The 23,046-nt window shown below is 49.4% G+C and carries 20 protein-coding genes and 1 tRNA gene; 13 read left to right on the top strand and 8 right to left on the bottom strand.

Annotated elements, in window-relative coordinates; all coding sequences use genetic code 11:
* Positions 1–46: 46 nt before the first annotated feature.
* Together ACGHTT_RS00745 and ACGHTT_RS00740 are read right to left on the bottom strand one after the other, a co-directional pair.
* A complete protein-coding gene (locus ACGHTT_RS00745; RefSeq protein ID WP_390592900.1) occupies positions 47–781 on the bottom strand; it encodes a LytR/AlgR family response regulator transcription factor in 735 nt (244 codons plus the stop codon).
* Entirely contained in the window at positions 781–1,809 is a 1,029-nt protein-coding gene (locus ACGHTT_RS00740; RefSeq protein ID WP_390592899.1) for a sensor histidine kinase, read from the bottom strand. The genes ACGHTT_RS00745 and ACGHTT_RS00740 overlap by 1 nt, the downstream gene beginning before the upstream one ends.
* 274 nt (positions 1,810–2,083) lie before the next feature.
* Between ACGHTT_RS00740 and argH the strand changes: the two genes are divergently transcribed.
* From argH to ACGHTT_RS00685, 11 genes are all read left to right on the top strand, one after another.
* Complete coding sequence (gene argH, locus ACGHTT_RS00735; RefSeq protein WP_390592898.1) at positions 2,084–3,478, top strand: argininosuccinate lyase; 1,395 nt, start codon at positions 2,084–2,086, stop codon at positions 3,476–3,478.
* Positions 3,479–3,549: 71 nt separating this feature from the next.
* Positions 3,550–7,002 carry a response regulator gene (locus ACGHTT_RS00730; protein WP_390592897.1) on the top strand — a complete coding sequence of 1,151 codons (3,453 nt, stop codon included), beginning with the start codon at positions 3,550–3,552 and terminating at the stop codon, positions 7,000–7,002.
* A 134-nt stretch (positions 7,003–7,136) separates the two neighbouring features.
* On the top strand, positions 7,137–9,785 hold the full coding sequence (locus ACGHTT_RS00725) for a response regulator (protein WP_390595101.1): 2,649 nt from the start codon (positions 7,137–7,139) through the stop codon (positions 9,783–9,785).
* Between the two features lie 18 nt (positions 9,786–9,803).
* Positions 9,804–12,611: a class I adenylate cyclase gene (locus tag ACGHTT_RS00720; RefSeq protein ID WP_390592895.1), complete on the top strand. Its 2,808-nt coding sequence runs from the start codon at positions 9,804–9,806 to the stop codon at positions 12,609–12,611.
* A gap of 91 nt (positions 12,612–12,702) precedes the next feature.
* Positions 12,703–12,831: an LPS translocon maturation chaperone LptM gene (locus ACGHTT_RS00715; RefSeq protein WP_390592894.1), complete on the top strand. Its 129-nt coding sequence runs from the start codon at positions 12,703–12,705 to the stop codon at positions 12,829–12,831.
* A gap of 10 nt (positions 12,832–12,841) precedes the next feature.
* Positions 12,842–14,086, top strand: coding sequence for a diaminopimelate decarboxylase (gene lysA / locus ACGHTT_RS00710; RefSeq protein ID WP_390592893.1), 1,245 nt, complete (start codon positions 12,842–12,844; stop codon positions 14,084–14,086).
* Positions 14,087–14,121: 35 nt separating this feature from the next.
* Positions 14,122–14,952: a diaminopimelate epimerase gene (gene dapF / locus ACGHTT_RS00705; RefSeq protein ID WP_390592892.1), complete on the top strand. Its 831-nt coding sequence runs from the start codon at positions 14,122–14,124 to the stop codon at positions 14,950–14,952.
* A gap of 18 nt (positions 14,953–14,970) precedes the next feature.
* Positions 14,971–15,642 (top strand): DUF484 family protein, encoded by a 672-nt coding sequence (locus ACGHTT_RS00700; RefSeq protein WP_390592891.1) that lies wholly within the window; start codon positions 14,971–14,973, stop codon positions 15,640–15,642.
* The gene (gene xerC, locus ACGHTT_RS00695) at positions 15,642–16,628 is read left to right on the top strand and encodes a tyrosine recombinase XerC (RefSeq protein WP_390592890.1); all 987 of its coding nucleotides are present in this window, start codon (positions 15,642–15,644) and stop codon (positions 16,626–16,628) included. The genes ACGHTT_RS00700 and xerC overlap by 1 nt, the downstream gene beginning before the upstream one ends.
* Before the next feature lie 99 nt (positions 16,629–16,727).
* On the top strand, positions 16,728–17,465 hold the full coding sequence (locus ACGHTT_RS00690; RefSeq protein WP_390592889.1) for an HAD family hydrolase: 738 nt from the start codon (positions 16,728–16,730) through the stop codon (positions 17,463–17,465).
* A gap of 8 nt (positions 17,466–17,473) precedes the next feature.
* Positions 17,474–17,770 carry a helix-turn-helix domain-containing protein gene (locus ACGHTT_RS00685; protein ID WP_390592888.1) on the top strand — a complete coding sequence of 99 codons (297 nt, stop codon included), beginning with the start codon at positions 17,474–17,476 and terminating at the stop codon, positions 17,768–17,770.
* A 57-nt stretch (positions 17,771–17,827) separates the two neighbouring features.
* On the opposite strand, the gene ACGHTT_RS00680 is transcribed toward ACGHTT_RS00685, so the two are convergent.
* Entirely contained in the window at positions 17,828–18,241 is a 414-nt protein-coding gene (locus ACGHTT_RS00680; protein ID WP_390595099.1) for a c-type cytochrome, read from the bottom strand.
* Between the two features lie 189 nt (positions 18,242–18,430).
* Between ACGHTT_RS00680 and ACGHTT_RS00675 the strand changes: the two genes are divergently transcribed.
* Positions 18,431–18,507: transfer RNA gene (locus tag ACGHTT_RS00675), tRNA-Arg, on the top strand.
* Between the two features lie 700 nt (positions 18,508–19,207).
* On the opposite strand, the gene ACGHTT_RS00670 is transcribed toward ACGHTT_RS00675, so the two are convergent.
* Positions 19,208–20,377 (bottom strand): hypothetical protein, encoded by a 1,170-nt coding sequence (locus ACGHTT_RS00670; RefSeq protein ID WP_390592887.1) that lies wholly within the window; start codon positions 20,375–20,377, stop codon positions 19,208–19,210.
* Positions 20,378–20,388: 11 nt separating this feature from the next.
* Between ACGHTT_RS00670 and ACGHTT_RS00665 the strand changes: the two genes are divergently transcribed.
* The gene (locus ACGHTT_RS00665; RefSeq protein ID WP_390592886.1) at positions 20,389–20,535 is read left to right on the top strand and encodes a hypothetical protein; all 147 of its coding nucleotides are present in this window, start codon (positions 20,389–20,391) and stop codon (positions 20,533–20,535) included.
* 764 nt (positions 20,536–21,299) lie between these two features.
* Here the strand turns inward: ACGHTT_RS00665 and ACGHTT_RS00660 are convergent.
* The 4 genes from ACGHTT_RS00660 to ACGHTT_RS00645 form a co-directional block, all read right to left on the bottom strand.
* On the bottom strand, positions 21,300–21,635 hold the full coding sequence (locus tag ACGHTT_RS00660; protein ID WP_390592885.1) for a PDZ domain-containing protein: 336 nt from the start codon (positions 21,633–21,635) through the stop codon (positions 21,300–21,302).
* Positions 21,636–21,730: 95 nt separating this feature from the next.
* Complete coding sequence (locus tag ACGHTT_RS00655) at positions 21,731–22,321, bottom strand: hypothetical protein (RefSeq protein ID WP_390592884.1); 591 nt, start codon at positions 22,319–22,321, stop codon at positions 21,731–21,733.
* A gap of 14 nt (positions 22,322–22,335) precedes the next feature.
* Complete coding sequence (locus tag ACGHTT_RS00650) at positions 22,336–22,713, bottom strand: hypothetical protein (protein ID WP_390592883.1); 378 nt, start codon at positions 22,711–22,713, stop codon at positions 22,336–22,338.
* A gap of 95 nt (positions 22,714–22,808) precedes the next feature.
* Positions 22,809–23,009, bottom strand: coding sequence for a hypothetical protein (locus ACGHTT_RS00645; protein WP_390592882.1), 201 nt, complete (start codon positions 23,007–23,009; stop codon positions 22,809–22,811).
* Positions 23,010–23,046 lie beyond the last annotated feature (37 nt).

The raw sequence follows: 23,046 nt of genomic DNA, 5'->3' as shown, positions 1-23,046 counted from the left end.
GGCGCTATCATACCAGAGCCAACCAACAAAACCGTAGGCATTAGCCTCAGAGCTTAGCCAACAGCTCCTTCAGTTGCGGCACATGCCGGCGACTCACCACCGGCTTGGTTTCAAGGCCAGTTAAACGCAATTTGAAATGCCCGTCGGTACTGCGCTCCATAGCCTCGATGTATTCAATCGCCACCAGCGAATTGCGATGTACCCGAATAAATCGACCGCTAAACTCGTCCTCTAAATCTTTTAAGGTATCGTCAATCAACGTCTCGCCACCCACGTGATGTACGGTGACATATTTTTGATCGGCAATAAAAAAACGCACGTCCACGAGGCTAATGAGCTCAACACCGCGACGGGTTTTGGCGCTGATATGCTGCCGGCCGGAATGCTTTACCGGTGCCTCTTTCATGGCTTCAAGCTGCAAGCGGTTGAGCTTTACCGCTTTATCTAGAACTTTCTGTAAGTCTGCTTGCTGTACCGGCTTAAGCAGGTAACCAACGGCGTCGGTGCCAAAGGCATCCAGTGCATACTCATCGTACGCCGTGCAAAAAATAATGGCGGGAGCGTGATCGAGCTGGGCAATGCGCTTGGCCACCGCAATACCATCATCGCCGGGCATACGAACATCGAGCAACACCACGGCCGGGTCGTGCTCTTCGATGGCCGCCATGGCGGCCTCGCCATCGGCGGCTTCGGCCACCACATCGAAATCCGCCAACGCCTCAACGAGACGGCGCAAACGCGCGCGCGCCAAGGGTTCGTCATCAACAATGAGTAGATCCATCATCCCTCCAAGGGGTAATTTATACGCACCACAAAGTGCTCACTTTCAACGCCAGCATAGCAACGGGCTTTCGGGCCGAAATGCACTGCCAAGCGCTCGCGAATATTTGCCAATGCTATACCATTTCCAGGCGTCGGCTCGGCTTGACCGAGCGGATTGCGAACCATTAGGCGCATTTGACCGCCATCGCCCTGAACCTCAATCTCCAATAAACCGCCGTCTCGACGCGCACCGATACCGTGGTAAAGCGCATTCTCTAGCAGCGGCTGCAACAGCAAGCTCGGGATTAACGCCGACTCGGGAAAATCCCCAACCTGCCACTGGATCTGTAAACGCTCACCCAAGCGCGCCAACTCCATGTCTAAATAGCGCCTTGCCAGCGCCAACTCCTGTGCAACAGGCACCAGCGCTGCCTCCGATAAACTAGCTCTAAACAACGCACACAGATCTTCCACCATGCGCTCGGCGCGCTGCGCATCGATGGCGATGAGACTGGCAATACTGTTCATTGAATTGAACAAAAAATGAGGGCGTATACGCGATTGCAGCGCTTGGATTCGCGCCTCGAGTTCCGCTCTTTCGCGCCGCTGCAACTGCTGCTGCAGGTAAAAGTAGTGCAAGCCGATGCCAGCAAATATCGCCGCCACCACCAGATCAGCGCCCAAAGAGGACCAATCTATCGGCAACTCACTCCACCAATAGCCCAAGAAAAACCATTGGCCGAGCAGTGCGAAGCAAAAAGTGAGCGCCAAAATCAAACCATAGCTTGCCAGCAGCGCTAACCACAGAGGCCAGCGCACAAATACCGCGCGCAACCGACAAATACAGCCGGCACTGGCCAAGGTGACCCATTGCACCATTAACGAGGTCAGCGCCAAATCAATCCAATTCAGACCTTCTAGGCCATCATTATTCAGCTCCAGCAATACCGCCAAGAGCTCGGCGATAACGACCAAGCGCAATAGCGATGGGCCAGTGCATAAGTTGGGTAGATAACTCGCGCCCTCAAATGGCAGTTTGGCGGTCAAACTCTCTCTCCTTTGCATTAACATTATTAATCGACAAGAGCTTTAAATATTGCGCAACAATACGCGGCTAGCCGCCCAAACAGACCAAACTAGCGCAAAGCTTGGCGCTTGGGGGCCAAATATTGCGCGCTTGCATCGCCTATAGCCGCCACAGCCGGTATAATGCGCGCCTTTTTCACACAGTCGCTAACTGAAAGAGTGCCCTTACTGCGTCAAGCACAAGAAACAATAACTCTTACCATGTCAGCAACTCCAGAACCGATAGGCAAACGCGATGAGTAACGACAATAGCATCAAACCTTGGGGCGGCCGCTTCAGTGAAGCCACCGACGCTTTTGTGGAGCGCTTTACCGCTTCAGTCAACTTCGATCAGCGCCTATACCATCACGACATCAACGGCTCCATTGCCCACGCCACTATGTTGGCGAAAGTTGGCGTGCTCACCGACGCCGAGCGAGCGGAAATTATTGAGGGCCTCGAGGCCATTCGCGCCGAGATAGTCGCCGGCAAATTCCAGTGGTCGGTGCAGCTCGAAGACGTACACATGAACATCGAGTCGGCACTCACAGCCCGCATCGGCATTACCGGTAAGAAGCTTCATACGGGTCGGTCGCGCAATGATCAAGTGGCAACCGACATTCGCCTGTATTTACGTGATGAAATCGACGCAGTCGCCAAAGAGCTTACGCGCCTGCAGCACGGCTTGGTCGGCCTTGCCCGCGCAAACGCCAGCACCATCATGCCGGGCTTTACCCACCTCCAGACTGCTCAGCCCGTCACCTTCGGCCACCATTTGTTGGCCTGGAATGAGATGTTAGAGCGCGATTATCAGCGCCTGATGGATTGTCGCAAGCGCGCCAATCAATCGCCGCTTGGCGCCGCCGCATTGGCCGGTACCACCTACCCCATCGATCGCGCCTACACAGCCCAATTACTGGGCTTTGAGGCGCCCACAGAAAACTCTCTGGATTCCGTATCCGATCGCGATTTCGCCATCGAATTCTGCGCTTTCGCCAGCCTGCTCATGACCCACCTTTCGCGCGCCAGCGAAGAGCTGGTCCTGTGGACCTCAGCGCAATTTAATTTCATTAATCTACCCGACAGGTTTTGCACCGGCAGCTCGATTATGCCGCAGAAGAAGAACCCCGACGTGCCCGAGTTGGTGCGCGGCAAAACGGGACGCGTCAACGGCCACTTGATTGCCCTGCTCACACTGATGAAATCGCAGCCGCTGGCCTACAACAAAGATAACCAAGAAGACAAAGAGCCATTGTTCGACGCTATCGATACGGTGAAAGACTGCCTGCGCGCCTTCGCCGACATGATCCCAGCCATTCAACCGCGAGTGGAAGTGATGTACGAAGCGGCGAAGCGCGGCTTCTCCACCGCGACAGATCTGGCCGATTACTTGGTTCGCAAGGGTGTCGCCTTCCGCGATGCGCACGAAATTGTCGGCAAGAGCGTGGCTTATGGTATCGACAGCGGTAAAGACTTATCCGAGATGAGCCTAGAGGAGCTGCAGCAATTTAGTAACACCATCGAGCAAGACGTGTTCAATGTCCTGACACTCGAAGGCTCAGTTGCTGCGCGCAATCACATCGGCGGTACAGCGCCCAAGCAAGTGACTGCAGCCAGTGAGCGAGCAGCGCAGAAACTAAGCCAGCGCTAACAGCAATTTTAGGGGGCGCTCAGCCGCCCCCTTGCCTATACTAAAACACGCGACCCTATTAGCGTGGAACCATGGCAGCCGACGAAAAAGTACAACAACTTCTCACCTCCATAGAATTGCTCAAGGCCGAAAATCGCCAGCTACAAGCGACGCTTGAGAGCTACGCACTGGGCATGCAGTCGCGCGACAGCCACGAGCGCTTTTTCGATCAGTGGGCAAGCCGCTTAGCTAGGCCAGAAATTAATCAAGACATTCACCTCGCTCTCGCAGCACTCAATTTACATTTAGAGCTGGATTTCTTAACCCTGTTTGATTTTGTGCCTGAGCAAAACGCCTTTCAATACAGCCATGGCTACCCGCCTAGAGATCCGAAGGCAACCGATGCGACCGCGCCCGAGCTGAAATATCCTTGGTTGTTCAAGCGTATGCAGAAACACATGGTGGTGGTTATTCAGCACCGCGACGAGCTACCAAAAGAGGCCAAAGTCGATTTTGAAACCCTTAAATCCCACGACATCGAATCTTTAGTTGCCATTCCCCACTTCGGCGCCAATGGGCTTATAGGCATAGGAACGTTTGGGCTAAATAGAATCCGTTTTCAGTGGCAAGCAGCGCAAATAAAACTTCTGGAAGACTTCACCAAAATTGCTTTTAGTCACATTGCCCAACAACGTCTACTCGACGACCAAACCATCAGTGCAGATGTACTCAGCAGCGTCCTAGAATCGGCCAAAGTTGGGTTTGCAATTTGGGATAGGAAAAGTGTTGACGCCACCTACTCACCCAACTGTGCAAAGCTACTTGGTTATAACGAGCAAGAAAGTATTGACGTGTTTTCACATATTCATCCGGATGACCAACCCCTCGTTATCGAAAAAGTCACCCACACGATTAAAACCGGATTAAATCACTCCATTATTTATCGAGTATTCGATAAAGATAAAAATATTCATTGGTACCAACAACACGCCAGCACCATCAGGAAAGACAGCGATGGCAAAGTTAGCCGAGTGATTAGCAGCTTTATTAATATTGACGAAGAACACCAGGCTCAACAGGAGCGCAAGCGCATAAGACGGCTTGAGTCTGAACTGTTTAAATTGGTCACCTTGATTCATGCCGATCACGCTATCAACTCAGACATTAATCAACTTACCCTGCGCTCACTGGTTAATTTAGTACCCGCAGACAGATGTTTTATTTGCGTCCGATCGAATATTGATGAAACGCTAAGCCTACACTACGAATGGACTGCTGAGGGCGTTAAGAGCCTACGAGACGTCTTCAATACCCTGCCACATAAAAATTCCGCTTACTTTTCTGACGGCTCGCCCATCGGCATCGATCACGTGTCCGAGCAAAATAGAAAACTTATTCCCGTCACCGACGACTGCCAGTCGGCATTGATCATACCGATAAACGCTATCCGAAACCGCGCAACCTTCCTCGTGCTAGAGCGTGTAACCTATTGCCGCCCCTGGAGCAACATCGACAAGCGGTTCGCTTCCACCATCGCCGACGCACTCGGCATTCACTACGTACGCACGCGGCTAACCAAGAAACTCATCGACAGCGAACAGCGCTTTCGCGAGGCGATGGAAACAACGCAGGATGGGATCTGGGAATGGAATTTAGAAAGCAATACTGTTTATCTAAGCCCCGGCCTATTGCGCATAGCGGGCTATGAAGCAGATGAAGTACCGCATAACGGCAAAACACTAGCGGGCTTTTCCCACCCCGATGAATTGCCGCGCATAAGAGCCGAAATGGAGAAATTAAAGCGCAACGAAATACCTTTCGAAGAGGGACTTCTCCGCTGGGTCCATAAAAGCGGTCGAACCGTATGGGTTTTCGGCCGCGCTCGCTGCGTCGAGCGCGACGACGCTGGAAATATAAAGCGCCTTGCCGCCGTCGTCAGCGATCACACTAGAATTATCAAACAACAAGAGGCCTTAGAAGAGGCTCGTAAAATAGCCGACGCGGCGAATACAGCGAAAACAGAATTTCTTGCCCGCATGAGCCATGAAATCAGAACACCCATGAACGCCATTCTCGGCATGGCTCACCTTGCAAAAGACACAGCGCTAGATGAACAACAAAGCGCTTATTTAGACCACATTGATCAAGCTGCACATTCGCTGTTGCATATCATTAATGAAATTTTGGATTTTTCTAAAATTGAGGCAGGTAAGCTTTCACTTGAGCACCTCCCCTTCAAATTTGAAACGCTGTTCGACCAACTCGACAAACTATTAAGTTTAAAGGCCAGCGAAAAAGGCTTGGAGTTATTATTTCAGCCCGACCCAGAAATTCCGGAATACCTAGAGGGCGATTCACTTAGAATCGGGCAGATTCTCACCAACCTAGTTACCAACGCCATTAAATTTACAGAGTTCGGCCAAATACTGGTTAAGAGCAGGCTGCTAGACCTAGAGGCTGACAGAATACGAATAAAATTTTCCGTGCACGATTCCGGTATTGGCATCACTGATGCACAATTAGTACAACTATTTAATCCCTTTACCCAAGCTGACGGTTCAACCACTAGGCGCTTTGGGGGCACGGGCTTGGGGCTGTCCATTTGCAAACGGCTGGTCAATCTCATGGGCGGCGAGATCCGTGTCGATAGCACAGAAAATGTTGGCAGTTGTTTTGAGTTCGAGATTAATCTCCTGCCATGCACAGACGGTGCGCTACCTAGTCAGGCCATACCTAAACTGTCCACACTCAGAACACTGATCGTCGACGACAACCCAACGGCGCTCGAGGTCATCAACGCCACCGCGAAATCACTCAAGCTCGACACCCATGTCTTGAGTAATGGCAAGAGCGCGCTGTCTGCTGTCGAAAATAACGACAATCAATACGATTTAATTCTCATGGACTACGCCATGCCCGACATGGACGGCGTCAGCACCAGTAAGGCGATCAAGCAACTACCACAAAAGTCACCACCGATGATAATAATGGTGTCCGCTTGCGATAGAGAGCAGATAATGACGGCCGAAAACCAAGGCATTATCGACGGCTTTGTCAGTAAGCCAGTGACCCAGTCCCGGCTATACAATGCCATCACCCGCGTGCTGGGTACGCAGCCAAGCCCTGAGGTATCAGCGGCGAGCGATGAAAAAAATTGGCCGCAACTTGAAGGCGCACAGGTGTTACTGGTAGAAGATAACCCCGTGAACCAAAAAGTCGCCCAAGGTCTACTCAAAAAACAACGGGTTATCACCACCATTGCCAACAACGGGCAAGAAGCCATTGATATCCTATTAGCGCACGACCCTGGGTACTTCAAAGCGGTGTTGATGGACGTGGAAATGCCATTGGTAGACGGCTACCAAGCAACGCAATTTATTCGCCAGAAGCCACAGTTCCACGCGCTACCCATCATTGCAATGACGGCACACGCCATGAAAAGTGATCAGCAGAAGTGCTTAGACGCTGGGATGAATGCATTTGTCCACAAACCAATTAAGCCGGCCGTTCTATACGACACCTTGGCCAGCCAAATTCGCCGCTAAGGCAGGCTAAATGAAGCAAACATAAGTTTAATTTTTAAACTAAGCTAGATAGTCTGGGATGTTGTGGCCGCGCGAGCTTTCTGGCCATAAGGGATTTAGTGCAGCACACAAGGTAAAGAGAAACTGTGCCCATCATGGATAAGAAAGCGCAAAAAAATCAAGCACTTATCAACGCCGAGGCTCGCATTGCAGCGCTCGAAGCCGAGCTCAAGGCGGCGCGCCAGCTGGCGCCGGAACACACTAGCAATACGACAGCCCTAGCAGATGCCGAGAGCTGGCTGCGGCGTATTATCATAAAGCTCTTCGATAAAGATGACGCAGCCACCCTCAAAGATGCCCTTGGCGCGCTTGGCGCCTTCTTAGACGTTGACGAATGCATCCTTGCGCGCGTGCACGAAACCGATCTATCAGTGCAGTTGTTCTGGCAGAAACAACCCGATCCGCAGCGCTTAAGAAATCTAGCGCAGATAAATCTTACGCACATGCCCGATGCGCATAAAAAGATGCTGCAAGGCAAGGCAAGAATTGACAACGACGTGAGGGGCGGTGGCTATGCTAACGCCAACGCTGAAAAGCTTATCAGTCATTTAGGTATAGGCGCTTATATCACCGTGCCCGTACTCCATCACGGCAGGCTGCATAGTTTTCTAGCTGTGCTCCAACGCGATAAACCCAGGCATTGGCACGCTAACGATATACACGTAGCAGAGACGTTTGGCACCGTACTGACCTTGGCGCTGAGCCGGCAGCAAGCCAAGCTAGACCTAAGTACCAGCCAAGAGCGCTTTCAGAATGCCATGGCTGCCACGCGAGATGGTATTTGGGAGTGGAACCTGCTCAGCCACGAGGTATACCTGAGCGACGGTTTTTATAGGATGCTTGGTTTTGAGCCACACGAGTTCCCGCCGTCACTTGAAAATCTAACAAAAGTTATTCACCCAGACGAGCGACCGTGGCTAGAAAAATTTATTACCATTGGCAATAGCACGCGAAAATTTAAGCATTCTGGCTCAACCCGTGAAGTGCGCTTTCAACACAAAGATGGATCAACCATTTGGTGTTTCGTACGCGCCAAATTTACCCATGTAGATAACCAAAACTTACCGATCAGAATCGTTGGCGTAAATTCTGATATATCTAAATTTAAGGCCGTCCAAGAAGAACTCTCCATTGCCAAAACCCTTGCCGATTCGGCCAACCAAGCCAAGAGTGAATTTCTAGCGCGCATGAGCCATGAAATTCGCACGCCGATGAATGCCATTATCGGCATGGGCCACCTACTCTCCGACACGCGACTCAATAGAGATCAAAAGGACTATTTAACCAACATTGATCAAGCCGCAAACGCCCTGCTCTCGCTAATCAATGAAATTTTGGACTTCTCAAAAATTGAAGCCGGCACCATTGTGTTAGAGCACACCCATTTTGATCTAGCCGACACGCTTAACAAGCTCGCCAAAAAAACCGCGCCAATAGCCGAGAAAAAAGGTCTAGAAGTTTTATTCCACATGGCGCCAGAAGTACCTCACTTCCTTAAAGGCGACGCACTACGACTTCGCCAAGCACTACTAAATATCATTGACAATGCAATAAAGTTTACAGAAAAAGGCGAGATTCAGGTCAACATTAGCAGCGCTGAAAACAACAAAGACTATGTAGCGTTACGATTTGAAATACGCGATTCCGGGATCGGGATGAGCCCACAGCAAATTAGCGAGCTCTTTACACCCTTTATGCAAGTCGACGGCTCTAGCCGGCGTAGGTTTGGGGGTTCAGGCTTAGGCTTAACAGTTAGCAAGCATCTCATTGAACTTATGCATGGCACCATCGCGGTTACCAGCGATGTCAACAAAGGTAGCGTATTCACATTAACCGCACGCTTCGGCCACAGCCAAATCGGTTCGATTCCGATGCGCGACAAGTCACAAAGGTTACGTCACTTAAATACGCTGGTCGTAGATGACAACAAGGCAGCGCGACAAATCCTAACAAATTTGGCTACCCATTTAGAACTCAACGTCTCCGCAGTAGGCAGCGCCCAAGAAGCTTATGATCTGTTGAAACAAGCCGATCAAACAGGGAGCAACCCGTTTGATCTCGTTTTGATGGATTACAGAATGCCTCATATTGACGGCCTAACTGCAAGTCACGTGATAAAAAATGAATGCCAACTCAGTCATATCCCCGCCATTATTTTGGTTTCTGCCCACCATCGCGATGAAGTATTCAAAATCGAAAACAGCGCTTGTGTGGAAAATTTTATTTCTAAACCTATCAGTCAGTCACATTTATTTGATGCGATTGCCGAGGTATTTGGCGATAGCGTCTTTGAAACCGACAAAGACAGAATCCCGGCAGAAAAGATAGCTGAGACGTTAGATAACTGTCACATTCTTTTAGCTGAGGACAACATAGTTAATCAAAAAGTCGCTGTAGGCATTTTGAAGAAAATGAATGTAAAAGTGACTGTAGCCAATAATGGACAAGAAGCTATTGAGCACCTGAACAGCAACCCATGCAATACATTTGACGCCATATTGATGGACATGGAAATGCCAGAAATCGATGGCTACGATGCAACGCGAATGATTAGAGCCGGGCAGCATTGCGCTACTATTCCCATCATTGCGATGACCGCGCATGCCATGCGTGGAGACAAAGAGCGGTGCCTTCAGGCCGGCATGGACGGCTACATTACTAAACCTGCAAAACCCGATCTTTTATATCACACGCTTGCCAATTTTATTCAAAAGCAAATATCGCAACAAAAACACACTGGTTAAATCTTTGCTGCTATCACCATGCGATCCGTTGAGATAACGCACGACCCAATCTCCATTCAAATAGACCGCGACACCATTGCACAGGTGAAGGTTCGTTTTCTTGCACTCAATGAACAAAGATTCGAACAAAGCAAGCAGCATTTAAGTTCAAGACAGCAACAGTGCCTAGAATTACTACCGCTTCTACTACATTTTAACCACCCAAGACTTCCCGGCTATCAAAGTAAAGCAACACCGTGCGGATTCTTTAACTACACCCCAAGCAACCAACAACTCCAAGCAGCCAAGTCCTTAGCAAAGGGGTTTAAAGCCAATACAAGCCAAACAAGAAAACCGCCACTACTGGCGCTTTATGTTATGGGCAGTACCGGCACTATCGCCCAGAGCCATAAAAGCGACATGGATTTTTGGCTATGCCATAGTGCAGAGCTCCAGCAGCCAGCATTGATCGAGCTTGAGAAAAAATGTACCGCGTTAACACAATGGGCAAAGGACTTTGATCTAGACTGGCATTTTTTCCTAATGCAACCCGATGCCTTCAGCCAAGGCGAACACGGAAAACTATCTACAGAGGGTTCTGGTAGCTCACAGCATTTTTTGCTGCTCGACGAATTTTATCGCTCGGCGATTTTACTCGCCGGGCAGATTCCGCTTTGGTGGTTTATTACAACCACAGAAAAAAGCAACTATTTAGCAACTAAAAACGCAATCGTCGATAAAGGATTTTTGCGACCCAACGAGTGGCTAGACTTCGGTCCAGTAGGTGATGTACCACCCTCTGAGTTCGTATCGGCTGCAATATGGCAACTCTATAAATCCATTGCATCCCCCTTTAAATCTCTACTCAAACTTTTAATTTTGGAGGTATATCTCAGCAAATACCCACGTGTATTCACGCTTTCCGACCAGATGAAAATGTTTGTCTATGCGGGGCAATTTAACACCACCTCCCTCGATCCTTATTTAATGCTCTTGAATAAACTTTCAAACTATTTTATCGACAGAAGAGAGTTTGATCGATTGGAACTGATGCGCCAATGCTTCTATTTTAAACTACAAAGACCATTTCATTCCTTAGAGAAAGATAAACGAGCCGCGGAACTATTACGCGCGATAGAAGAGTGGCAATGGCAACCCATAAGTTTTGCTCATCTAGATGCGAGCTCAAGCTGGAACGCACAACAGGTGATGAGCGAAAGACGCAGTGTTATCAAGGAGTTGACTGCCAGCTATAAAAGCCTATTGGATATGGCCAGACATTCGCAGCCCAGCATCAATGTAAACAGCCAGGAAATTACGGTTTTAGGGCGCAAACTGCACGCAGCCTTCAGCCGATCCACGGGGAAAATTGAACTGATCAATCCAAACATAAGCAACGATATACAGGCAAAGTTTGTGGTCTTGCTCTGGGATATAGATTCTAACAACTGGCAAATTTATCTCACCAACAGTCGCTGGGAAAAATCACGATCGCCCATTAACGTCAGCACCAATATTGCAGAGCTTTTTTGCTGGGGCTTGCTCAACAACATTATTTCTTCAAGCACTCGCATTCAAGTTCAAGGTAATCTCAACCTAGCCGCGCCAGAAGTTTCCTATTTAGTTAGCTTATTTTCCAACCTAGCATTTGACACATTTTTACATCCAGCACATACCGCCTTTACACAACCAGCCCAGCTATCCTTGGTAACCATACTCACCAACGATCCAACGTTTTTAGGGCGAGACAATCGATTGAATGAAAATTCTTTCGAGCTAGACCCCCTCAACACCAGCCACGGATCACTGGTGAAAAACTACAACGTCCTATCTATAAACTCCTGGGGTGAGGCGCGAGTACAAAAAGTTGGTGAACATCTTGATGACTTATTGCGTTGGCTTGTCGGTCAATCTACAGCAAACGCCAAACTCCAGGTTCGCAACCTAAGCTTACAGAGCGCCGTGTTGATCGAGCAGCGGCTGAATGCGCTGTGCGAGACCTTATTGCAACACACCCGCGATAACGCTGGCGCAAAAGATATACATGATTTGTTCATCACCGTTGCCGACGACAAATATCTGTTAGTGCATTTTAACAGTGGCTGGCAAGTCAGCTGCTTTGATTTGACACCAGACTTGTGGACGGCGCTGTCCCAACCGGCACCGGGCTATCGCTCGCTCACCGTCGACTCGGCTTGCCGCAACCATAAACTCGTTAAAGAGTCTGGCTTAGCCCAATTAGCCGAGCTCAACTCAAGCAGTATTCAAGTCATCTATCGTATCGATGGCGCCCGTGTCCATGTGTACTGTAAAGATGAGCGAGGTAGCCTATTTTATTTCGAACAAGCCTTTCACGATCAAGACGCCCTGCTAAAGCCATTACACCATTTTCTACGTGCGGTACTGCATAGAAACCCGATACGCGGGGTACAACCCATGTTTGGTATCTTCCCAATCGAGTTTTACCAGTCCGTTGAACGCACTGACGCCATCAAGCTAGAGCGCCGACATGCGACCAGCGCCATCGGTAATATCCGCATATTCGATTTACAGTTTTGCGTTGAGTCTCTGGATTTAACCCAAGCGCCAAACCAATGGCAATTGTCAGCTTGGCTTAACGGCGAGGCTATAGCGCCCGACACAGGCGCGGGATTATTCCACACGGTGGCGCTCGCCATCCTATCCCACCGTCAATCCGGTCAGCGCTACCCATGCTACATCACCGACCTCGACCTCTCTTTGTGTGAACATCAACTTCCACACTTCGACCAGCTACAGACCAGCCATTACCTAAGGTTAAAACTAAAATTAGAGGAGGCACTTAACCAAGCGCTAGAAAATCTGTAGAAGTTTTGCGTTAAGGTCAGTGAATTCGTAGGTTGAGAGGATGCCTAGCCTAACGCTATACTTGCAGCCCTATTTTTAAAGGGGTTTGCCCATGTCTAAGGCAATCTTTCTACTGTTCGTGTTAACCCTACTCAATCTGTCCGCGTGCGGCCAGAAAGGCCCATTGGTGGTGCCACAACCCGAGCAATCCGACAATACTCAGTCTCAAACGACATCTTAGGCTCAATACCATGTCCTACTTCCCTCGGCAGCAGGCGCACCTGTATGCAGAAGCGCTGCCACTGGCCGATATTGCCCAGCAATTTGGCACACCAACCTATGTTTATAGCCGTGCGGCGTTAACCGACGCCTACAACCAGTATGCGACCGCCTTGGGCGATCACGACGGTTTGGTGTGCTTTGCCGTTAAGGCGAACTCTAACCTCGGCGTGCTGGGGTTATTGGCAGACTTAGGCGCAGGCTTCGATATTGTCTCTGAAGGCGAGCTAGAGCGCGTGCTACTCGCGGGCGGTAAACCTGAGCGCATCGTCTTTTCAGGGGTTGGGAAAACGGAGGCCGCCATTCGCAAGGCGCTCGAAGTCGGCGTGCATTGTTTTAATGTCGAATCGGAAGCCGAGCTCACACTATTAGCCGATATTGCCAAACAGTTGGGCACAAAGGCACCCATATCACTGCGGGTCAACCCCGATGTCGATGCGCAAACTCACCCCTATATTTCGACCGGGCTAAAGGAAAATAAATTCGGTATCGATATTCAGCGCGCGCCCCTGGTGTACAAAAGAGCCGCGGCCCTCAACAGCTTGAACATCATTGGCGTCGACTGCCATATCGGTTCGCAGTTAACCCAACTGGCGCCCTTTGTCGACGCGTTAGATCGCTTATTAGCACTTATCGATACATTGAAAGCCGACGGCATCGTGCTCAAGCACATCGATATAGGCGGCGGCTTGGGGGTAACTTACCGCGATGAAACTCCACCACCTATTGGCAGTTTAATTGCGCACGTAAAAGAAAAACTACAGGGCCGTAATCTCGCCTTGGTGATGGAGCCTGGCCGATCTATTTGCGCCAATGCTGGCGTATTGTTGTCTGAAGTGTTGTTTCTAAAGCCGACCGAGCACAAAAATTTTGCCATTATTGATGCTGCTATGAACGACAATATTCGCCCAGCGCTCTATCAAGCCTGGCAAGACGTACAGCCAGTAGAATTGAAAGCTGACGAGGCTAAAACCTGGGACCTGGTCGGTCCGGTTTGCGAAACCGGCGATTTTCTCGCCAAAGATCGCACACTAGCGCTTGCCGCCGGTGACTTGATCGCAGTAATGTCCACTGGTGCCTATGGTTTTACCATGAGCTCAAATTACAACAGCCGCACCCGCGCCGCCGAAGTGATTGTAGATGGCAACCGCGCTTACTTGGTGCGCGAGCGGGAAACGCTAGCAGATTTAACCCGTGGCGAATCGTTACTACCGTAAAAATCGCACACCTATAGACAAGGTTAGGAAACAACATGCGCTTGCGCTTTAGCAAAATGCACGGCCTCGGCAATGATTTCGTCATGATTGATGCGATCAGCCAAAAGGTGAGATTAAGCCCAGAAAAAGTGCGCAAATTAGCCGACCGCCGTTTTGGCGTTGGCTGCGATCAAGTACTGATTGTGGAAGAGCCGAGCAACCCCGATGTGGATTTTCGCTATCGCATTTATAACGCCGATGGCTCCGAAGTTGAAAACTGTGGCAATGGTGCACGCTGCTTTGCCACTTTCGTGCGCGAGCGCAAGTTAACCGGCAAGAGCAGCATCAAAGTCGAAACATCGGCAGGCATCATGGAGCTGCATGTCACTAACAACGATGACGTGCGCGTGGACATGGGCGCACCTATTCTAACACCTGACCAAATCCCCTTTATCGCACCGGCACAAGCGCCCTGCTACCCCATCACGCTAGGCAGTGAAACCTTCACTATCAGCGCCGTCTCAATGGGTAACCCCCACGGCGTACTGCTAGTAGACAGCGCAGCCAACGCCGAGGTCGAACGCCTGGGGCCACTGCTTGAAGTTCACTCCAGCTTTCCCAACAAGGCCAATATCGGCTTTATGGAAGTACTATCACGCAGCGAAATCAACCTGCGGGTATTTGAGCGCGGCGCCGGCGAAACCCTCGCTTGCGGCACTGGCGCCTGCGCCGCGGTAGTAGCCGGCCGCTTGCGCGACCTGTTAGACTCAAGCGTAACTGTCAACCTACCTGGCGGCAGCTTAATCATCGAGTGGGCGGGCGGCGCAAGTTCGGTTGTGATGACCGGGCCAACGGCGCAAGTCTTTCAAGGCCAAGTAAAAATATAACAGCAAGGATTGTTTACTGTGTCTGATCATGCCATTAGCGACGCAGAAGTAGCCAAGTACCTCTCAGAAACGCCAGATTTTTTTGAGCGCCACGGCGAACTTTTAGCCGACCTGCTGCTGCCGCACGACAGCGGTAACGCCATTTCTCTGGTGGAACGACAGGTCGCCGTATTGCGCGAGCGCAATATGGACATGCGTCACCGGCTCAGCAAGCTACTCGACAATGCCCGCGACAACGACAAATTATTCGACAAAACGAAACGCCTCGTTCTAGCCTTGCTCGAAGGCCGCAAAGCCGAAGATACTATTAATTCGCTGTATTACAGTTTCGATAAAGAATTCCAGATTCACTTTACGCGCCTGATTATTTTTCGGCCCCAACCAGGCAAGATCGGCCAGGCGCGCTGCGTCACCCTGCACGATGCAAAAGTGCCCTTAGCCAAAATTCTTAAGACCCAAAAAGCCATTTGCGGCCAACTGGGCAATGAAGAGAAGGCCTATTTATTTGGTGAACAAGCACCGCTGGTAGGTTCGGCCGCGGTGGTACCGCTTATTCACGGCACCTGCTTTGGCTTGCTCGCCATCGGTAACCGCGACGCGACCTATTATCGCTCCAGCATGGGCACCCTGTTTCTAAATTACATTGCGGAAATTCTCAACCGCACCTTGCCCTACCAACTGGATCACTAATGGATGGGCGCGTCATGACCGACACGCCTCTGCCTTATAGCGACGACATAGCGCGCTTTTTGCACTACCTAGCGCGCGAGCGGAACCTTTCTACACACACAGTGGCCGCCTATCAGCGCGACCTCGCTAAACTGCAACACTGGGCCAAAGATCAAGACATCGCCTTGGCCGAGCTGTCCGTCCATCATATACGCAGAGCCTTAGCACAACTGCACCGCCAAGGCCTAACCGGCAAAAGCCTAAGGCGCTGGTTATCGGCGCTGCGCAGTTTCTTCGCCTACGGGGTTAAACAAGCTTGGTTAAAACACGACCCAAGCGCCGGTATCAGCGCCCCGAAAGTCGATAAAAAATTACCCAACACCCTCGATGTTGATGAAGTGGGCAAGCTGCTCAGTTTTAACAGCGACCATCAACACAGCGCGCGCGACAGGGCCCTGCTTGAGCTCACTTACTCCTCGGGCTTGCGCTTAGCCGAATTAGCCAGCTTAAACCTCACAGACCTAGATCTAGCCGACGCCACTGTAACCGTCACTGGTAAGGGCCGCAAAACGCGCATATTACCAGTCGGACGTTTAGCGAAAACGGCCTTGCAGCAATGGCTAAAGGAGCGCGGGCAATTTGCCAGCAGCGACCAACAAGCCCTGTTCATCAGTAGCCGTGGCACGCGTATTAGCCATCGCCGCATTCAACAATTGTTCCACGCCTATAGCTTGCAACAGAGTCTCGATAAATCCGTGCACCCGCACATGTTACGCCACTCTTTTGCCAGCCATATGCTGGAATCTTCCGGCGATTTACGCGCCGTGCAAGAGTTGCTCGGTCACGCCAATATTGCCACGACGCAAATTTATACCCACCTCGATTTCCAGCATCTAGCCAAAGTTTACGACCAAGCGCACCCCCGCGCCCAAGCGAAAACCACGAAGGACAGCACATTCACTAAAGACCGCACAGAAATCGCGGACATTGACCCTAGCCAGCCCTAAGGCCGCCGTGCTAGTCTCATAGGACAGACGTCAAAAGACCACGCGCTTGCGCTGGCAAAGTCATAACAACGAACACGTCTGCATTGGGGTAGGTGAAATTTGACCAGCGGTATCAAACTCATAAGTTTTGATTTAGACAACACGCTTTGGGACGTGGAACCCGTTCTCCACGCAGCGGAAGCAACCACGCAAGCTTGGCTCGAAGAATTTTGCCCTAAACTGTTCAAGCGCTTTAGCCCTGAGCAATTGCGCCAAGCGCGTATGGAATACTGGCATAACCACCCAGAATTTAGGCACCTCATCACCCGCGTAAGACGTGACAGCTTGCGTATTAAGATGATTGAGGCAGGCTACTGCCTACTAGACGCCATCGAACTTGCCGACATGGCAATGGAAATATTTCTAGACGCCCGACATAAAATTCACTTCTACGACGACGCACTGTCGACCCTGAACCAATTATCGCCAAGCTATAAATTGGCCGCCATTAGTAATGGCAACGCCAACCCCACGCGCTTGGGCCTACATCAGTTCAGCTTCCATTTAAGTGCCGAAGAAGTGGGCGCCGCCAAACCCAGCCCCGAACCTTTCGAACTGGCCATGGCTATGGCGTCAATCAGCCCCGATCAAATGATACATGTTGGCGACTGCCCTAAAGATGACATAGCCGCAGCCGCCAGCCTAGGCATTAAAACTATTTGGTTAAACCGCAACAACCAAGCGTGGCCAAGGGCAGAAGTTCAGCCAGATCGCACAGTAACAACCTTAAGCCAACTGGCCAACGCCATATTTGAATTGGAACACCCCAATCACAGCTTTCAAGCGCAATCGGCCTAAGTCGTTTAATGGTAGAGCAGAAGCACAGCAAAACAAAAACCAGCTTCTACCGGCGGCTCTATATCGCCTACCTCATTGATCGCGGTATCAACACAGTACCCGCGATAACCGCAACCACCGGTATGCCCAGACGCACTGCGCAAGACACGCTGTCGGCGCTGCACGAGCTCGGCATCGAGTGCGAATTTGTCGGCGCCACGAAAGATGGACACTACCAAATTCAGCAGTGGGGGCCCATCAACCAGAGCTGGTTAACAGACAACCTTACGCTGATTCAACGCACCCTCGATTATCCAGCGCTATAAGTGTCCATGCACAAAAAAGCCGAGCATAGCTCGGCTTTTTTACAGCGCTAAATGCGCTTACTTAGACGCCGTCACCATGTGATCAACTGCGGCCTTAATTTCATCGTCCGAACAGTCCATACATAAACCCTTAGCCGGCATGCCATTCAGGCCCTTGATAGCGTGGGTGTATAGCGTGTCCATACCCTGCGCAATACGTGGCGCCCAAGCCGCCACATCAGCGGTTTTCGGTGCACCGGCCGCGCCTGTAGCATGACACGTAAAGCACTTAGTGGAATACACTTGCTCGCCATTACGCGGGCCAGAAGCTACTGGCGCAACGGGTGCTGCGGCACATGACTCGCCTTCTAAACATGATTTACCAGCAGGTGCGATACGATCGGCAATCTCTTGATTGCGGTCGGCCAACGTCACCATCGACAAGCTCAAACCCAAACCGGCGGCGGCAAGCAAACTAAATACCTTTTTCAACTGGCTCACTGAAAATCCCCTATTATTCCCCAATGGCCAGAATTGGCCGAAAGGCTGCATTATAGCCACAAAGAGTGCTCTGCGGAAACAACGCCGTAAACGCACCAACCATAGACGAAGCCGCGTCGGATGCGTATCATGCGCGCTTTCCATACAAAGCCCTAGCTAGTATGTTGAATCAAAGCTTAAGCACCCGTAGCTCAGCTGGATAGAGCGCTGCCCTCCGGAGGCAGAGGTCTGGGGTTCGAATCCCTTCGGGTGCGCCAAATAAAAACCCCCACGCCAAAAAGCGTGGGGGTTTTTATTTGGCAAATCCAAAAGATTTGATGAGAACCCCCGGTTCGAGCCGCAGCGCAGCGAAGACCAGCGACCGAGAGGGAGCGCATCCCTACGGAACCTCGCTCCCAACCCCCACGCCTTACACATAAACAAGCGTGGGGGTTTTTTATTTGGCAAATCCGAAGGACTTGAAGAGAACCCCCGGTTCGAGCCGCAGCGCAGCGGAGACCAGCGACCGAGAGGGAGCTCATCCCTACGGAAATTTCCACCAACCCCCACGCCTTATACCTAAACAAGCGTGGGGGTTTTAATTTGGCAAATCCAAAGGATTTGATGAGAACCCCCGGTTCGAGCCGAAGCACCGCGAAGACCAGCGACCGAAGGGGAGCTAATCCCTACAGAAATTTCCACCAACCCCCACGCCTTATACCTAAACAAGCGTGGGGTTTTTTATTTGGCAAATCCAAAGGATTTGATGAGAACCCCCGGTTCGAGCCGAAGCACCGCGAAGACCAGCGACCGAAAGGGAGCTCATCCCTACGGAAATTTCCACCAACCCCCACGCCTTATACCTAAGCAAACGAGGATTTTTAACTGGCAAATTTTGTTAACCGGCAGTACCGTCCATTGGCCAATTAACCAACACTGCTCACTTCAGCATACAAGAGCCAGACATCAACGCCTGAATTAAAAATCTAGAAAAATATACTCAGAGTCATAATTGTCAAAATACGCCGGACGCTTTTTAGTGCCCGATCGACTTTCTGTTGCTAGCTCCTCACGAAGTTTTTCTAATCCGCCGGATTGCATATACCCATCTGAGCCAATAACGGCGAAACTCAACACGCCAGCCTCTATGGTTTCCGCAGCGGCCGTAGGCAGAGTGAAGCTTGGCAAGACACCTGAAAGTGGTCCACCCACATCCCACTGAAAGCTATCAGCGTAAAGTGAGGTAAAAAAACTGGCTCGATTAACACCAATCTCACTTAAATCATAAGTCACTGACTGATTGTCACCGACCGCTTCTAAAAACCCGCTTAGTGCACTTAACAGACTGTTTTCATTTTCGGCTATTTCAAAATGCTGACTTGAAACATTCAAATCGGCTCGTAGTCTCCGGGACGCAGTGTAGCGCAACTGGCCTTTCGAATTAGATCCCAAATTAACATGCCTATAGGCCTGAATATAATTATCCTCATATAAGCCAGAAAAAACGAATGTCGTGTTAAAGCCATTAATAATATGCTTTCTACCTTCAGCGGTATTAGCAAAAGTTCGATAAGAATCAACGGCACTACTGGGCACCAAATCAACAAATTGTCCGATGCTTGCTGAAAAATCATGAAATTCAAGATTATAATTCGAGGTTAACGTATCAATGACTTTGATGCCTGCATAGGCCGTCAAATTTACATCTGACGGCACTAATGCCAAGGTAATATTTGAATAATTCGCTCCGGTTACTTTGCACAGTGTTTGGGTACTGGTAACTGCACCGTTCAATAACAATTCTTCGTTGACATAAATTTCATAGTCAGGGTATGCAGATCTAACCCCACTAACATCGAACGTGAAACTCTGACACTCGCAAGACGCATTTAAAGTGCTATCGCGTACACTTATGACACCAAAATCACCCGCCGCCTGAGCCATTCGAGTATTTAAATTGAGCTTGTCGGAAGCTTGGCTTAAGAAAGTGACATGCCGTGCCGGTGACGGCCACTCTATATCTAACTTGCCCCTAGCATCAGGTGTATAGGTGGCAAGAATGTCTCCCGTTTCAGTGTGCACAACCACTTGCGCTGAACTGTTTGGAATAGCTAAGTCACATTGCGTCGCCGTTTTTACCAGCTCCACCTGAAATCTGGGTGTTGGCGTGGGCGTGGGTGTTGGTGTTGGTGTTGGTGTTGGTGTTGGTGTTGGTGTTGGTGTTGGTGTTGGTGTTGGTGTTGGTGTTGGTGTTGGTGAGCTTCCGCCAGAACCACCACCGCATGCCACTATTAGTAAAGATATAACGGCTAAAGTAATTCCCTTGTACATTATGTTGCTTTCCTGAAATTTTATCTGGCGCAATTTAAGCAGAAATATATTCTTTGCTCAAATCAACATACTGACTGCCCAGTCATAAAAATAAGTTTTCAGAAACTGTGATCCTAGCCTATATAGAACCCAACGAACCGGGTCGAGAGATAAAGGTTAAAGGGCGAGAACAAATAAAGTGACAACGGCCTAATCTGACTGAATTTTTTGATCTCAGACTAGAGCTTTGAATTCCATAGAGTTTCTACACCTCAATCGCTGTACCAAACTCGCTGCACAGAGCTATTCCTATACGATGACTTTTACAAAGTGATTCTACGGTCTCAACGTTATGGCAAAGTGCGCAGTATCCGTCCCGCGTAGACCTAAAAGACCGGAGTGAGCTGGCCACCTTGTTATGCGCATTTTTTATAGTTGATGTATATATAATTTACTTGCATGGTTTCGAACATCTAGAAAATGATTTTGGCCACAACCTTTACAAGCGGAAGGATGTGCTTCATCACTGCCACGCTGATTAACTTGAGCAATAGCAAGTACTGGATGACTACAAGTACAACAAGCGAATGCAATGATATTCCCATGTGCATCCGCCTGAACATTATTCCCATTCGAGTCCATGACGAGAAAGTCTGTTATTTTCATTTATCCGAACCGCCCTTGTGGGTCACAAAACACAGGGAATCAGGGTAGCAAGTCCGGCGCCGAAAGCTAAACCTCGGCCACCCCTGGTAAATTTTTACTGCAACGTTACGCTTGCTAGATATGTTTTTCCTTCTGGATTTTTCATGGTTAGCACTACAATTTCACCAGCGTTTTTTTGCAATGATTTTTTAGCTTTCGAAGCCGAACAACCTGGAATTTCGCAGCCATCAATTGCAATTACATCATCACCTACAACTATGCCTGATTTTTCTGCTGATGAATTTTTTACAACGGATATAATCGTTGCTTTGGTTACTTCAGGGCTAAAGAATCCAGAAACATTTACATCCATTTTAAAGCCTTTCTCTCCATGCTCTGCGGCGATGGTATACGAAGATACAATTGCTAGAAAAAGCGCGACCACTCTCATAAACTAATTTCTCCTAAAAACGATGTACTCTGGGGCTGATATTACGCGAAGTGACGGCTTTCTGGTCCCTCCGGCTGGTTTTGTTAACTTTTTGACTAGCAGCTACATTTGCACAAACTCGGCGTTTCACCGTCGTCAATTTCTGACAACCACCTATCTATGCAGCCATTATCCATTTCCCAAAATTTCGACACAGATCTTAAATACTGGACAACAACATCGCTTTCGCCTTTCTTTAAAAGCTCATTAGCTAGCTTAAAATTTGGGCCGAAGGTATCCAACTGAGGAGAACCATGACTTTTACTTGCCCTTACCAGGTATGCTTTGGCTTCTTCTATATTTCCCTGGGCTAGGCTTATCCGGCCCAAAATAACGTTCGAATTATGGATGGCGTTACCATAGTTCCAATTATTTTCGAAATCTTTACTCATGGCTAAAGACGCTTGAGCGTATTTCTCAGCTTTTTCGTGATCTCCGACTTGAAAAGCGATTTTGGCTGCATTGTCACTCCACGACCATTTTTCATTCTCTCCCCTTTCCATGATCTGCTCCAATAGCTGAAGTTTTACCACTGGATCTCTTTCATTAAGATATTTTTGGGTAAAAGAATCTGTTTCATGGATGTATATAAGAGAGATGAAACCCAAGACTAAAAGTGTTAAGAGTGATAACGCGATCTTTTTCATAAGTTAACGCCGTGCTACACCACACGCGCAGCTTGCGCGCCGGCGTTAAGCGCCCTGTTAAATTGATGCTGCTTATACAACCAATACATAACTGAAGAAACTCCAAAAGCACTAGTAACAGCAAAGTTCCATTCTCCAAACCATTCAACTGGAGCACTTGGCAATGCAGAGCACTTAGACCATATTGGCTCTGATAGAGTCGACAAGCACTCAATCAGTGGTTGGTAAAAGAAAAAAACAAAGCTTACAGCAATTAAAAGACTAATAAATAGCACAATATAGCCGCGAACCAAAGTAGCTAGTAGGGCATTGGGTACGCAAGTAATTTTTCTAGCAATAAGCCCAAGCACTAGCGGCCAAAACAAAAAGCTGACACCAAAGAATATATCCATAGTTACTTCAAGCTACCCGTGCAACGCCTGCAACAAGCGCGAGCGCGGTGAGCCCGAAGCCCGCCGGTAATATAGCTGGCAAGCTCGTTTTACAACTATTTGTTAGTAGATGTTTTTGCTTGAGCTCGTTCAATATTCACACCTAAGATTGAAACCAAAATCCAACCTAGAAGAACGCCTGACAAGTAAGCCATTGGTGGATTGCTACCAGAAATCACTACCACTGCAATTGCGCCCGTTATGATGCACATGAAATGGAATGAGTTTCCTTTTAAATTCGTTACAAATTCTCTCATCAAAAAACCTTAACTATTAACACTAAAACAGGGGCGC

Origin of the sequence: Simiduia litorea (assembly GCF_042853465.1) — a bacterium.
Lineage (GTDB): Bacteria > Pseudomonadota > Gammaproteobacteria > Pseudomonadales > Cellvibrionaceae > Simiduia > Simiduia litorea.
Note: the sequence above shows the minus strand (reverse complement) of the source record. Positions and strands in the feature narration are given on the sequence as shown.

Coding starts and splice junctions, on each gene's coding strand:
- ACGHTT_RS00660 (WP_390592885.1), bottom strand. CDS start 21,635: ATGAGAGTGGTCGCGCTTTTTCTAGCAATTGTATCTTCGTATACCATC.
- xerC (WP_390592890.1), top strand. CDS start 15,642: ATGGATGGGCGCGTCATGACCGACACGCCTCTGCCTTATAGCGACGAC.
- ACGHTT_RS00725 (WP_390595101.1), top strand. CDS start 7,137: ATGGATAAGAAAGCGCAAAAAAATCAAGCACTTATCAACGCCGAGGCT.
- ACGHTT_RS00715 (WP_390592894.1), top strand. CDS start 12,703: ATGTCTAAGGCAATCTTTCTACTGTTCGTGTTAACCCTACTCAATCTG.
- ACGHTT_RS00745 (WP_390592900.1), bottom strand. CDS start 781: ATGGATCTACTCATTGTTGATGACGAACCCTTGGCGCGCGCGCGTTTG.
- ACGHTT_RS00720 (WP_390592895.1), top strand. CDS start 9,804: ATGCGATCCGTTGAGATAACGCACGACCCAATCTCCATTCAAATAGAC.
- ACGHTT_RS00730 (WP_390592897.1), top strand. CDS start 3,550: ATGGCAGCCGACGAAAAAGTACAACAACTTCTCACCTCCATAGAATTG.
- ACGHTT_RS00655 (WP_390592884.1), bottom strand. CDS start 22,321: ATGAAAAAGATCGCGTTATCACTCTTAACACTTTTAGTCTTGGGTTTC.
- argH (WP_390592898.1), top strand. CDS start 2,084: ATGAGTAACGACAATAGCATCAAACCTTGGGGCGGCCGCTTCAGTGAA.
- ACGHTT_RS00685 (WP_390592888.1), top strand. CDS start 17,474: ATGGTAGAGCAGAAGCACAGCAAAACAAAAACCAGCTTCTACCGGCGG.
- lysA (WP_390592893.1), top strand. CDS start 12,842: ATGTCCTACTTCCCTCGGCAGCAGGCGCACCTGTATGCAGAAGCGCTG.
- ACGHTT_RS00645 (WP_390592882.1), bottom strand. CDS start 23,009: ATGAGAGAATTTGTAACGAATTTAAAAGGAAACTCATTCCATTTCATG.
- dapF (WP_390592892.1), top strand. CDS start 14,122: ATGCGCTTGCGCTTTAGCAAAATGCACGGCCTCGGCAATGATTTCGTC.
- ACGHTT_RS00650 (WP_390592883.1), bottom strand. CDS start 22,713: ATGGATATATTCTTTGGTGTCAGCTTTTTGTTTTGGCCGCTAGTGCTT.